At 72.6% G+C, this 12,737-nt stretch carries 12 protein-coding genes; 3 read left to right on the top strand and 9 right to left on the bottom strand.

The window, feature by feature from the left end; all coding sequences use genetic code 11:
- Positions 1–299 precede the first annotated feature (299 nt).
- A complete protein-coding gene (locus ACFV0Q_RS18380) occupies positions 300–767 on the bottom strand; it encodes an NUDIX hydrolase (RefSeq protein WP_385006500.1) in 468 nt (155 codons plus the stop codon).
- Complete coding sequence (locus tag ACFV0Q_RS18375) at positions 754–1,515, bottom strand: XRE family transcriptional regulator (RefSeq protein ID WP_385006498.1); 762 nt, start codon at positions 1,513–1,515, stop codon at positions 754–756. Before ACFV0Q_RS18375 ends, ACFV0Q_RS18380 begins: the two co-directional genes overlap by 14 nt.
- Before the next feature lie 323 nt (positions 1,516–1,838).
- Between ACFV0Q_RS18375 and ACFV0Q_RS18370 the strand changes: the two genes are divergently transcribed.
- A complete protein-coding gene (locus tag ACFV0Q_RS18370; protein ID WP_385006496.1) occupies positions 1,839–2,105 on the top strand; it encodes a hypothetical protein in 267 nt (88 codons plus the stop codon).
- A gap of 523 nt (positions 2,106–2,628) precedes the next feature.
- A complete protein-coding gene (locus ACFV0Q_RS18365) occupies positions 2,629–3,753 on the top strand; it encodes an NlpC/P60 family protein (protein ID WP_385006494.1) in 1,125 nt (374 codons plus the stop codon).
- On the opposite strand, the gene ACFV0Q_RS18360 is transcribed toward ACFV0Q_RS18365, so the two are convergent.
- The 5 genes from ACFV0Q_RS18360 to ACFV0Q_RS18340 form a co-directional block, all read right to left on the bottom strand.
- Complete coding sequence (locus tag ACFV0Q_RS18360) at positions 3,711–4,964, bottom strand: styrene monooxygenase/indole monooxygenase family protein (protein ID WP_385006492.1); 1,254 nt, start codon at positions 4,962–4,964, stop codon at positions 3,711–3,713. The genes ACFV0Q_RS18365 and ACFV0Q_RS18360 overlap by 43 nt on opposite strands.
- A gap of 71 nt (positions 4,965–5,035) precedes the next feature.
- Positions 5,036–5,704 (bottom strand): ATP/GTP-binding protein, encoded by a 669-nt coding sequence (locus ACFV0Q_RS18355; RefSeq protein ID WP_385006490.1) that lies wholly within the window; start codon positions 5,702–5,704, stop codon positions 5,036–5,038.
- The gene (locus ACFV0Q_RS18350; protein WP_385006489.1) at positions 5,685–6,068 is read right to left on the bottom strand and encodes a DUF742 domain-containing protein; all 384 of its coding nucleotides are present in this window, start codon (positions 6,066–6,068) and stop codon (positions 5,685–5,687) included. Before ACFV0Q_RS18350 ends, ACFV0Q_RS18355 begins: the two co-directional genes overlap by 20 nt.
- A complete protein-coding gene (locus ACFV0Q_RS18345) occupies positions 6,065–6,538 on the bottom strand; it encodes a roadblock/LC7 domain-containing protein (protein ID WP_385006487.1) in 474 nt (157 codons plus the stop codon). Before ACFV0Q_RS18345 ends, ACFV0Q_RS18350 begins: the two co-directional genes overlap by 4 nt.
- The gene (locus ACFV0Q_RS18340; protein WP_385006485.1) at positions 6,535–9,741 is read right to left on the bottom strand and encodes a nitrate- and nitrite sensing domain-containing protein; all 3,207 of its coding nucleotides are present in this window, start codon (positions 9,739–9,741) and stop codon (positions 6,535–6,537) included. The genes ACFV0Q_RS18345 and ACFV0Q_RS18340 overlap by 4 nt, the downstream gene beginning before the upstream one ends.
- Positions 9,742–10,118: 377 nt before the next feature.
- On the opposite strand from ACFV0Q_RS18340, the gene ACFV0Q_RS18335 reads away from it, so the two are divergent.
- Positions 10,119–10,892 (top strand): hypothetical protein, encoded by a 774-nt coding sequence (locus ACFV0Q_RS18335; RefSeq protein WP_385006483.1) that lies wholly within the window; start codon positions 10,119–10,121, stop codon positions 10,890–10,892.
- 46 nt (positions 10,893–10,938) lie between these two features.
- On the opposite strand, the gene ACFV0Q_RS18330 is transcribed toward ACFV0Q_RS18335, so the two are convergent.
- Both ACFV0Q_RS18330 and ACFV0Q_RS18325 read right to left on the bottom strand, forming a co-directional pair.
- A complete protein-coding gene (locus tag ACFV0Q_RS18330) occupies positions 10,939–11,379 on the bottom strand; it encodes a MarR family winged helix-turn-helix transcriptional regulator (RefSeq protein ID WP_030225696.1) in 441 nt (146 codons plus the stop codon).
- Positions 11,380–11,511: 132 nt separating this feature from the next.
- Positions 11,512–12,737: S16 family serine protease (locus ACFV0Q_RS18325; RefSeq protein WP_385006481.1), on the bottom strand; the 1,226-nt coding region annotated here is incomplete at its 5' end.

The following is a 12,737-nucleotide window of genomic DNA, read 5'->3' as shown; positions in this document are numbered from 1 at the left end:
CGATGGCCTACGGCCACCCTTGACCGACCGGCCCGCCACGGAAAAACGAAGACAGACGGGAAACCCCCAAAAGAACGTTCACGGGGCAGAGAGCCGATCCTGTCCCCCTCAGGGACCCTCGACCCCTCCCCGCCTGGGCAGGCCAAAGACCCGGGCCCACAACCACCAAATCCAGGGCCGGAAGGGGCCTGACCACACCAGACAGCGAACCCACCACCATCCGGGACCACGAGGCGCACCAGCTCGCGACGCACTCCTCATTGTTTGGCGTCTGCGACTAGTCCGCGTATGGGGCACAGTCACCGGACGGCTGGGCCCTGGCCGGCTCGCCAGTCGCTGATGCGCTTGCGGATGCTGGGCACCATCGGGAGTGTGTCGGTCGCCTCGGGTGCGAACCACGCGACTTCGAACGACTCGTCCGAGGTGCGGAGTGTTCCGCCGGTGGGGCGGGCCGAGAGGCAGATGGAGAACTCCTGGCGCACTTCGCCGTCGTCGTAGGCGAAAACGTGGCCCGGGTTCGTGTACGTGCCGACGATGCCGGTGATCTCGACGGTGATCCCGGTCTCCTCGTAGGTCTCCCGGACCGCGCAGTCGCCGATGGACTCGCCGAGTTCCATCGTGCCGCCGGGCAGGGCCCACATCCCGTTGTCGGTGCGCCGCTGCAACAAGACCCGGCCGTCCTGGTCCACCACGACGGCGGAAGCGGCGGGCACGAGGCTGTTCGCCCGTGGTGCCCCGGGATCGTCTTCGTAATCACGCCTGGCCATCGTCGCTCGTCCCCTTGATGTCGCGGCCCCGGCTCCACAACTCCTCGACGTGCGCGGCGAAGCGATCGAACATGCCATCAGCCTGGCGGCGCCGGAGGTGAAGCATCGGGGAATCGTGTCCGACCCTGCGGGCCAGGATCGGTGTCACGATCATCTCGTCGTCGAACCGGAATACCGACAGGTTGACGTGTCCGGTCTCAAAACGGCCCTCGATCCCGCTGACGTCCCGCAGCTTCTCCAGCTCGTTCAACGTCACCGCGATCCGGGTCGAGAGCGTCAGCGGCACGTCCTCCTCGGCTTCCCGGTCCGTGGTGACCGGACTGTTGGGGTCACCAACAAGGAAGCGGACACGACAGCCGCTTTGCGCCTTACGGCGCAGAGCGCTGCCCAAGTTGGCCTGCTCCAGCCACAGGAAATAGTTGGTGTACCCGGCAAACACAAGATCGCGCTGCGCCTTGGTCACCAGCGAGCGCCACAAGCTGGCTGGAGCTGCCGAGCGATAGGGAAAGACCTGGACTATCTCCCTGTCAGGTCCGCTGGTGAAGGCTGCGCGGATCGCGTTGGGCCACAAGGCCGTCTCCTCCTCTCCTAACGCCTCACAGGCCGCCCATCGATGCCGGGCGTGAGGGACGCGGTTCGGCTCGGTGATCCACCGTCCGACCGTCTTCGCGTCGACCCCGCAAGCCTGTGCGAGCTGCTTCTCGGTCATCTTGGCATTCGCCATCGCGCGACGCAGTGCGTGATTCACAGTCCGCTCCATGGGCCGTTGTGGACGGGACAGACCGTAACGGCGAAACATCCCAAACGTCCGGCAAACGGTGTAGTAACGCCCTGACGTGGGATCCAGCATCAGTGCGTGAAGAAGAACAAGACCGATCCCACTCGGTGGCACGAGGCGCCATTGTCGCTCCCACTGAGGGAGTGGCAACCGTCACCGGAGCCGGTGGCGGGCTGCCCCGAGTGCTCCCGCCTAGAACTACTCAGGGCTTCCGCCGCCAGCGATACCTACGTCGATCACTCGCTCATCGCCGACTGCAACATCCTGCTCCGGATGCACGGGACGGGGCACTGATGGACATGCAGACGTGGCGGGACGGACACGACCGCGCGACGGACGCCGCCGATGCGATTCGAGCAGCCTTGATCGCCCTTGGCGTATCCGAATCCGAGTGGAGCGGCATACGCCCGACCGTGACGCGTACCGGCCGCCCGTACGTCCACCTCGGCCAACTCCCCGCCGACGTGGTCGAACAGCTCGCCGAGTTGCTGAGGCGTGTCGCAACGCCAGAAGGCGCAGCAGTCGTCTATGTCCAGCCACACACCAGCCGCAGACGCTGAGCAATGAGGAGTGCGTGGCGGGCTGATGCGCCCAGCGGTGCCGGATGCTCTTTATTTCGCTGTCTGGTGTGGTCAGGCCCCTCCCGGCCCCGGATTCGATGGATGTCGGCCGGATCTTCAACCCACCCAGGCGGGGAGGGGCTGGGCGTCCCTGACGGGGACAGGACTGTTCCTCTGACCCGTGCCGTTCTTTTGGGGGGTTCCCGTCGGTCTTCGGCTTTTCGTGGCGGGACGGTCTGTCAAGGGTGGCCGAAGGCCATCGCGAAGCGACGCGACGAAGGAGCGCCCTTGACAGGCCGGCCCGACGCGGAAGGACGATGAGACTGACGGGAAACCACCAAACCCTCTCTGATCCGGACCGGCGGAGACCCCGTCACCTCGGAGCTCCCGCCAGCCAAAGCGGCCCCACCGGGGTGCCCCCCTCCCCCCTCCCCCCAAGCGGGTGAGCCCCCCGCACCCCGCCGACCGGGCTCAGCCGTTGCCTGCGGTGCGCGTGGGAGATTGCGGGGGTGGAGGTGATTAGATGACTAAACGACTGGTTTGGGCGGCATGCTTCGCCGCCATCGTCGTTGCCGGCGCGCCGCCCCCCGTTGCGCGTGCCGAGCCCGTCGGGGAGTTGCTGACGCGGCTTCAGGGGCTGTACCAGAAGGCTGAGGAGGCCAGTGAGGCGTACAACGCCACCGAGGTCGCCCTCAAGGCCCGGCAGGACGAGGAGCGGCGGCTCGCCGTCGAGCTCGGGCGGGCCCGGACCGCGCTCGGTGCCGAGAGGGCCACCGCCGGGCGGCTGGCGCGGGAGCAGTACCAGGGCACGCTCGGCTTCTCCCCGTACCTGCGCATGCTGCTCTCCGGCGACCCCCAGCAGGCCGTCGACCAGCGCCGGATCGCCGCCCGCGAGGGCGCCCGGCGGGCCGGGGTCGTGGCGCGGCTGGAGAAGGGCGCGCAGCAGGCCGACGCCCTGGCCGCGGCCGCCCGTACGGCCCTCGACGCCCAGCAGGGCCTCGCCGCCGAGCAGAAGCGGCAGCAGCAGGAGGTCTCGGGCCGGCTCAAGGAGGTCGAGCGCCTGCTCGCCGCGCTGACCCCCGAGGAGCTGGCCGGGCTGGGCCGGCGCGAGGCGGCCGTCACCGCCGGGGCGCAGCGGGAGCTGGTGGACTCGGGCCGGCTGCCCGCCCGTACGGGTACGCCGACGGCCGCGGGCGGCACGGCCCTGCGGTACGCGACGGCCCAGATCGGCAAGCCGTACGTGTGGGGGGCCGAGGGCCCGGCCTCGTTCGACTGCTCCGGGCTGACCTCGCAGGCCTGGCAGCACGCCGGGCGCTCCATCCCCCGGACCAGCCAGGAGCAGTGGGCGCAGCTCCCCCGGGTGCCGCTGGACCGGCTGCGGCCCGGGGACCTGGTGGTCTACTTCCCGAAGGCGACCCACGTGGCCCTGTACATCGGGGACGGCAAGGTGATCCAGGCCCCGCGTCCGGGCACCACCGTCAAGGTGTCGCCGATCGCGGCGAACCCGCTGCTCGGGGCGGTGCGGCCGGACCCCGAGGGGGTGCCGCTGGCGGAGTTCACCCCGCCGCCGCTGCCCGAGGCCGCGACGGCGGGGGACGACGTCGGCTATTCCGCGGAGGAGAGCGACGAGGAGACGTCCGCGAGGTAGTCGGCCGTGTCCTCGGGGTCGTAGAAGTACGCGTCGAAGTCGGCCGGGTTGTCGAAGCCGTTGGCGAAACGATCCGCCACCGGCTGGAGCTGCCCGGCCGCGCCGATCAGGCCGAGCACGTGCTCCGGCGGGACGCCCAGCATGGCGTTGGTCCACTGGGTCACCGGCTTGCCCGTCGTGAACCAGTACTTGTCGAAGGTGGCCTTCATCCACGCCTCGTCGAACGGCTTGTCCCCGTGCATCAGGATGGAGGACAGGTACGAGGCCGCGCACTTGGCGGCGGCGTTCGAACCCTGGCCGGTGATCGGGTCGTTCGCGACGACCACGTCCCCGACGCCGAGGACCAGTCCCCCGCCGGGCAGGCGGCCGACCGGGTTGCGGACCACCGGCGCGTAGCGGCCGGCGAGGGTGGCGCCCGCGTCCGTCAGCTCCACCTTCGTCGCCCGCGCGTACTCCCAGGGCGTGAACTTCTCCATCAGCTCCAGCGTGAGCGCCAGGTGGCCGGCCGGGTCGGCCGCGCCCTTGAACACGTCCAGCGGGCCGCCCGGGATGCCCTCCCAGAACAGGATGTCCGCGCGTCCCGACGTGGTGAGGGTCGGCATCACGAACAGCTCGCCGACGCCCGGGACCAGGTTGCAGCGCACGGCCTCGGTGTCCGGGTGCTCGGGGCGCGGACCGAGGCCGTGCACGTAGCTGACGGCGAGCGCGCGCTGCGGGGCGTCGTAGGGGGAACGCGCCGCGTCCCGCCCGAACATCGACACCAGCTCGCCCTTGCCGGCGGCGACCAGCACCAGGTCGTAGGTGCGGGAGAAGTAGTCCAGGTCGGCGACGGACGCGCCGTGGATGACCAGCTGGCCGCCGCGCTGCGTGAAGGCGTCGAGCCAGCCGGACATCTTCACGCGCTGGTCGACGGACTGGGCGTGGCCCTTGAGCCGGCCGAGCCAGTCGATGGCGCGGGTGGTGTCGGGGGCGGCGACCGAGACGCCGACGCCCTCGATCCTGGGGGCCTGCCGCTCCCAGAAGTCCAGCCCGAGGTCACGCTCGTGCTGGAGCGCCGTGTCGAACATGCACTGCGTGGACATGACCCGGCCGGTGCGGATCTCGTCCGCCGTCCGGTTGGACATGAGGGTGACCTCGTAGTCCTTCGCCTGGAGGCCGAGGGCGAGCTGGAGGCCGGACTGGCCGGCCCCGACGACAAGTATCCTGCGCATCTGACGTTCTCAATCTGCGGAATCGGCGGAATCGGCGGAGCCGACGGAACCCGCGGGGCGGTTCGTTCGGGCTATTCGGGGGTGACGTCCAGCGCGTGACCCACCAGGGTCAGCAGGGATTCGACGACCGTGGCCCGGCTCCGCGCGTCCATGATCACGACGGGGACCCGCGGCGGGATGCTGAGCGCTTCCCGGACGTCCTCCACCTCGTACGAGCGCGAGCCCTCGAAGTGATTGACGGCGACCGCGTACGGGAGCCCGCAGCTCTCGAAGTAGTCGAGGGCGGGGAAGCAGTCCCGCAGCCGGCGCGTGTCGGCCAGTACGAGCCCGCCGATGGCGCCGCGCACCAGGTCGTCCCACATGAACCAGAACCGCTCCTGGCCCGGGGTCCCGTACACGTACAGCACGAGGTCGTCGGCGAGGGTGATGCGGCCGAAGTCCATCGCGACGGTCGTCGTGCTCTTGTCCGGGGTGCCGGTCAGGTCGTCGGTGGGGGCGCCGGCCTGGGTCATCACCGCCTCGGTACGCAGCGGGGTGATCTCGGAGACGGAGGACACGAAGGTGGTCTTGCCGACGCCGAAGCCGCCCGCGACCAGCACCTTGACGGCGACGGGCGCGCGCGAGCGGTCGTACTGCCAGGGCTGGACGGGCTCGTCGTCCAGCAGCGCGGCCGGATCGGAGACGGCCGGATCGGTGACGGCCGGATCGGTGACGGCCCGGTCAGAGACGGCGAAGCCCACTGAGCACCCTTTCCAGCAGCGCGCGTTCGGGCCGGCCGGTGCCGTGCCCCGTGCCGTAGACGCGTATCCGGCCCTGTTCGGCGAGGTCGCTGACGAGGACGCGGACGACGCCGAGCGGCAGCTTCAGCAGGGCGGAGATCTCGGCGATCGTCCGCATCCGGCGGCACACCTCGACGATGGCCCGCATCTCGGGCGTGCGGTCGGGGGTCTTGACCGGGGCGGTGTCGAGGGCGGCGACGAAGGTCTCCACCAGGAGCACCTGCTGGAAGCGGGTGCGGCCGCCCGTGAGGGAGTACGGGCGGACGCGGGCGGGGCGGCGGTCGGCGCCGCGTATCGGCAGCCGGTCGGAGGCCGTGCTCCTCACGTGGTCTTCTCCATCGACTGGCGCAGCTCACTGCGGACTTCGGGGGTCAGGACGTGTCCGGCGCGGCCGACGAACAGGGCCATGTGGTAGGCGACGACGCCCATGTCGCAGTCCGGCGTGGCGTGCACGCCGAGCAGCGAGCCGTCGCTGATGGACATGACGAAGACGGAGCCGTTCTCCATCGCGACCATGGTCTGCTTGACGTGGCCGAACTCCATGAGGTCGGCGGCGCCGGTGGTGAGGCTGCCGAGCCCGGACACGATGGTGGCGAGGTCGGCGGAGGCGCCGCGGGGGCCCTTCGGGCGGTCCTGCGGGGACTCCCCCGCCGGCTCGGAGGAGAGCAGCAGGAGCCCGTCCGAGGAGACGACGGCCACGGAGTTGACCCCGGGCACCTCCTCGACCAGGTCGGTCAGCAGCCACTGCAGGTTGCGGGCCTGGGTGCTCAGTCCGTACGTACTGGGCGCGGTCATGTGCGGGCCTCCTGTGCGGTGTCCCCCTGGTCGGTGTGTCCCTGCCCCTGCCCCGGGTCCTGCGCGAGCTCGGCGGCGGCCACGCGCCGCCCGTCCTGGGCGCCCTGGTAGAAGCCGCCGAGGCGGCGGCGCAGCTCCTCCGCGTCCACCCGGCGCGGCTCGGGGCGGGCCGCGGCGGGGCGTCCGGCGGCGGGGCCGGGGACGGAGCGGGGGGTGCGCTTGGGCAGGCCCGTGCCGGTGACGGCGGGGGCGGCGTCCGAGTCGTGGCCGGGGTGGCTGCCCTGGCGGGGCACGAAGCCGTCCTCGGCGTCGGCGGTGCGCAGGTGGTCCGTGGGTTCGGCGGCGGGGGCGGCGGCGGTGCGCGTGGGCGCGAGCAGCGACAGCCCTTCGTCGTGTACGGAGACCACCGGTGCGGCGTCCGGTCCCCCGGCGGCGTCCCCCTGTCCGGGGTCGGCCACCGCGAAGGCCTCCGCGTCGGCGCCGGCGGCGACCCGCGCGAGGAGCTCGTCCTCGGGACGGACACCGCTGCCGGCCTCGGCCGCGGGCGGGGTCACGGGCGGCGGCGCCGCGTCCTCGAAGCCGTCGGCCTGCGGCACGACCCGGGCCAGCAGCTCCTCGGCCGGGGTCTCGCCGAACGGGTCGGCGGACGCCGTGAAGACCTGGTCGGCGGGGGGAAGCCGGGTGTCCTCGAAGGCCTCGCCCAGCGGCACCACCCGCGGCACCCCGGCGTCCTCGACGTCGGCGTCACCGTACGCCTCGACACCGGCGTCGCCCAGCGCATCGGCGTACGCCTCAGCACCGGCGTCCGGACCAGCACCGGCGTACCCGTCGGCCCCGGCATCAGCACCGGCATCGCCCAGCCCATCGGCACGACCCTCGGCCCGCACATCCCCCTCGGCGTCACCGTCGCCCAGCGCATCCGCGTGGCCCGGCGCATCCGCGTCGCCCGGCGCATCCGCGTCGAAGGCCTCCGCCAGGGTCACCACCCGGGCCGGGGTCTCCGCCTCCGGGGTGGCCGGGGCCGTGGCGTCGGCGGTCGCCGCGTCAAGGGTGTCCGCGTCAAGGGTGTCCGCGTCCGGCTCCGGCCGGGGCCTCGGCGGGAGGGTGTTCTCGTTGGCCTCGGCGACCACCCCGGGCAGCAGCAGCGCGGGTGCGCCGGGTGAGGCCAGGGTGTGCACCGGGGAGACCGGCGGGGTGGTGGGCAGCAGGGTCACGGGGACCACGACCAGCGCCTCGGTGCCGCCGTGCCGGGCGGTGCGCAGCCGGGCCGTGACGCCGTGGCGCGCCGCGAGCCGCCCGGCGACGTACAGGCCGAGGCCCAGGCCGTGTTCGGCCTCGGGCTCCTCGTCGTAGGCCTCGGGGGTGGACAGCCGCAGGTTCAGCGCGGCGAGCCGGTCCTCGGTGACGCCGATGCCCTCGTCGATGACGGACAGCACCACGTCGCCGGAGTCCTTGAGCCACCCGGAGACCTTCACCTTCGCCTCGGGCGGCGAGAAGGTGGTGGCGTTCTCCAGCAGTTCGGCGAGGACGTGCGAGATGTCGTCGGCGGCGTGGCCGGCGACCTGCGTGGCGCCCGGAAGGGCGGCCAGGTCGACGCGCTCGTAGCGCTCGATCTCGCTGACGGCGGCCCGCATGACGTCGACCAGCGGCACCGGCAGGCTCTGCCCGTGGCCGTGTTCCTGTCCGGCGAGGACCAGCTGGTTCTCGTTGTGGCGGCGCATCACGGTCGCCAGGTGGTCCAGCTTGAAGAGGGTGGCGAGCCGGTCGGGGTCGCCCTCCTTGGACTCCAGTTCCTCGATGACCGTGAGCTGGCGCTCGACCAGGCCGAGGGTCCGCCGCGAGAGCGAGACCGAGGTCGTCGACATGACGCGGCGGTGCTCTTCCAGCCCGGCCCGCAGTTCCTTCAGTTCCTTCTCCAGCGCCTCGCGGCCGGAGGAGAGGGCTTCGTTGCGGCCGATGAGCCGGCGCCGGTCGGCGTCGAGTCCGGCGATCTTGGTGTGCAGGGAGACCGTCTGGTCCCGTACGGCGTTGAGGTGGCGCACGACCTCGGCGAACTCGTCGTTGCGGCCGGTGAAGCGGACCGGCTCGACGGAGCCCTCGGGGGTGGCCAGCCGCTCCGCGCCGCGGCGCAGTACCGACAGCGGCCGGGTCAGGGACCGGGCGATGGCGGTGGAGAAGCCGATGACGAAGAGGAAGAGCACGCCGAGCCCGGCGACGACCAGTTCGAGCCGGGTCACGTCGTCGTCGCGCAGGGTGGCGAGGGCGGTGGCCCGCTGGCCGGCGAGGGTGGCCTCCACCGACCGCATGCGGTCGATCCGGGCGCTGAGGGCGGTGCCCACGGCGCCGGCGTCGACCTTGCGGTCGGCCGGGGTGAGGGTGGGCCGGTCGGTGAGCCGCTTGAGGTGGTCGTCGGCGGCCTTGACCTCGGGACCGGTGACGGTGACGGCGAGGGTCTGCCGTATGTCGGGTCGCGCGGCCCGGTTGAAGTCGTCCAGCGCGGCCTGCTCCCGGACCCGGGAACGCTGCGCGGCGGTGGTGAGTTCGTCGGCGACGGCGGAGTTGGGGAGCTGCTCGCCGCGGGGGACGGCCAGCGCGGCGAGCAGCAGTCCGCGGGTGGCGGAGGCCTGGTCGACGGCCTGGCCCAGCGGGGCCATGGGCCGGGTGACGGCGAGGGCGGCCTCCGCGCGGGGCGGGGTGAGTTCGGCGAGCCGGTCGCCGGGCGCGAGGAGTTCGGTGATGACGCCGGCGTAGGCCTGCTGGGCGGCGAGGGGGGTGCCCTTGCCGTCGACGGCCTCGGCGCGGACGGCCTTGACCCGGCCGAGGGCGCGGGCGAGTTCCTCGTCGGCCTCGGGCTGGAGCTCGGCGATCTGCCGGTCGGTGCGCGCGCTGCGCTCGTCGACGGGCGCCTTGGCGTTGCCGGGCCGGCCCTTCGCCGCGTACTCGACCACGGCGTCGCGCTCGTCGCCGAGGAGGTGGGCGAGGGTGAGGGTGTGCTGCGTCTGTTCCGCGAGGGTGACCAGGCGCTGGGAGTCGTTCAGTTCCCTGCTCGCGGAGAGGACGGCGGGGGTGCCCGCCGCGAGGACGGTGAGTCCGGCGACGGCTACTCCGACGACCAGCCTGCGGCGGACGCGGACGCGCCGTCCCGCGTTGGCTGGTCCGTCGGCGCTGGCGGTGCCGTTCTTCCGAGACCGCTTCTTCTGCACCGGTGCTCGCAATCCTGTACGTGTGCTCGTGCTCGTCTACTCGTGTGGCCGAGGTAACGGCCGGTCAACAAGTAAACGCCCCCTGCCCCCTCGTACCGCCTCAGACCTTCGCAGTGTGTTGGGAGGAGAGCCGCACATCGCCCACCCGGCCACTCGAAGGAGTGAACATCACAGAGGAGTGGCCGACCAACTCGGGCACCCCGTGTCAGAGGCCCTCCATGGAGGGGTGGTTGAAACATCCAGCCGGGCTTTGGCAGTATGCCCGCCCACATGCCCGCGGGGCCCCTGGCGCGGCTGTCCGCCCGGCCGCCCCGCACCCTCCCGCATTGGTACGGACCTTCCTGTGCGCGGGAGTTCCCGGGGGGCAGAATGCCCGTATGCGCATCGACCTGGCCTCGGCCCCCGGCAACCCGGAACGCCCCAACGAGGACTGGGTGTCGGCCGCGATACCTGCGGCGGGCGGTGGCGTGCTGGTCGTCCTCGACGGGGTCACCCCACCGCGCGGCGACGACGGCTGCGTGCACGGAGTGCCCTGGTTCTCGGCGCGGCTCGGCGGCCGATTGACCGAACTGTCCGGATCGCGGCGGGACATGCCCCTGGACCGGATCCTGGCGCGGGCCATCGGCGACACGGCCGACGCACACCGCGACACGTGTGACCTTTCTCACGTCCGCACCCCGCAGGCGACGGTCGTCGTGGTGCGCTGGGACGGGGTCCGCGTGGAGCACCTGGTGCTCTCGGACTCCGTGCTGCTGCTCCGCGCGCCCGATGGCGCGGTCACGGCGGTGCTGGACGACCGGCTGGACCGGATCCCGCGCGCGGTGCTCGGCTCGGTGGCGGCGACCGACGCGCTGCGCAACGCCGACGGGGGCTTCTTCACGGCCGCCGCCGATCCGTCGGTGGCGGCCCGGGCGGTCACCGGGAGCACCCCGCGCGGGGAGGTCCGGGCGGTGGCGGCGCTCACGGACGGGGCGAGCCGGTGGACGGACACGTTCGGGGAGGGCGACTGGGCGGCCTGCCTGGACGTGCTGCGCAAGGAGGGCGCCGAGGGGCTGATCGGCCGGGTACGGGCCATCGAGTCCGATCCGCTGCGCCCGCCGGCCCGGCACAAGCGGCACGACGACGCCTCGGCGGTCTACGCGGAACTCTGACGGCCGGGGCCCTGCCTGCGCGGGGCCCCGCCCCGGCGGGCTCCGCCTACTCCTCCCCGGAGTTCAGCTGGTTGAGCAGCCGGGCCAGTTCCGCCACCTCGCCCCGGTCCCAGTCGGCGAGCTTGCGCATGTACTGCTCGCGCCGGGCTCCCCGTACGCGCAGGAAGCGGGCCCGGCCCTCGTCGGTGAGGCCGACGAGGAAGGCGCGGCCGTCGGCGGGGTCCGGTTCGCGGGCCACGAGGCCCAGGACCTCCAGGGCGCGCAGCTGGCGGCTCATGGTGGCCTTGCCGACGCCGAAGTAGGCGGCGAGCTCGGTGGCCCGCTGGCGGCCGGCCGCCTCCAGCCGGACCAGCAGCCCGTACGCGGCCGGCTCCAGCTCGGGGTGGAGCGCGCGGGCCATCTCGCCCGAGGAGGCGCGGGCCCGCCGGAGGAAGACGGACAGCTCCCGCTCCAGGGCAAGGAACTCCTGGTCTTCGCTCCCGTGCACGTACCGCTCCGATCACTGAGGGGTCAGGGGTGGGTCCTGGATGAAGGGCCCAGTATTTCGCAGCGGGCAGGCCGACGGCCCGGGGCCCCGCCGAAGCAGGGTCCCGGGCCGTTTGTACCACTGGTCCGCAGGTCAGGCGGCCTTCGTGAAGGAGGCGGCGGCCGAGGACAGGGCCAGCTCCAGTACCTGGCGCACATCCGTCACCGGGTGCACCTCCAGCCCCTCCAGCACCTCGGCCGGGACGTCGTCCAGGTCGGCCTCGTTGCGCTTCGGGATGATCACCGTGGTCAGGCCCGCCCGGTGCGCGGCGAGCAGCTTCTGCTTGACCCCGCCGATGGGGAGCACCCGGCCGGTGAGGGAGACCTCGCCGGTCATGGCCACGTCGGTGCGGACCTGGCGGCCTGAGAGCAGCGAGGCGAGGGCCGTGGTCATGGTGATGCCCGCGCTGGGTCCGTCCTTGGGGACCGCTCCGGCCGGGAAGTGGATGTGCACGCCCCGGTCCTTGAGGTCGGCGACCGGCAGTTCCAGTTCGGCGCCGTGCGAGCGCAGGAAGCTGAGCGCGATCTGCGCCGACTCCTTCATGACGTCGCCCAGCTGGCCGGTGAGGGTGAGCCCGGCGGCCCCGGTCTCGGGGTCGGCGAGCGAGGCCTCGACGAAGAGCACGTCGCCGCCCGCGCCGGTCACGGCGAGGCCGGTGGCCACGCCGGGGACGGCGGTGCGCCGCTCGGCCGGGTCCTGCGCGGACTCCGGGACGTGGTGCGGGCGCCCGATGAGGTCCCGCAGGTCCCCGGCGCCGATCCGCAGCGGGAGGTCCCGCTCGCCCAGTTCGTGCTGCGAGGCGACCTTGCGCAGCAGCCGCGCGATGGACCGCTCCAGGGTGCGCACGCCCGCCTCGCGGGTGTACTCCCCGGCGAGCCTGCGCAGGGCGTCCTCCTCCAGGACCACCTCGTCGGCGGCCAGTCCGGCGCGCTCCAGCTGCCGGGGCAGCAGGTGGTCGCGGGCGATGACGACCTTCTCGTCCTCGGTGTACCCGTCGAGGCGGACGAGTTCCATGCGGTCGGCGAGCGCCTCGGGGATGGCCTCCAGCACGTTGGCGGTCGCCAGGAAGACGACGTCGCTCAGATCGAGCTCCACCTCCAGGTAGTGGTCGCGGAAGGTGTGGTTCTGCGCGGGGTCCAGGACCTCCAGGAGGGCCGCCGCCGGGTCGCCGCGGAAGTCGGAGCCGACCTTGTCGATCTCGTCGAGGAGGACGACCGGGTTCATGGAGCCGGCTTCCTTGATGGCCCGGACGATCCGGCCGGGCAGGGCGCCGACGTAGGTGCGGCGGTGGCCGCGGATCTCGGCCTCGTCGCGGACGC

The organism is Streptomyces sp. NPDC059564, assembly GCF_042735575.1.
Taxonomy (GTDB): domain Bacteria; phylum Actinomycetota; class Actinomycetes; order Streptomycetales; family Streptomycetaceae; genus Streptomyces.
Note: the sequence above shows the minus strand (reverse complement) of the source record. Positions and strands in the feature narration are given on the sequence as shown.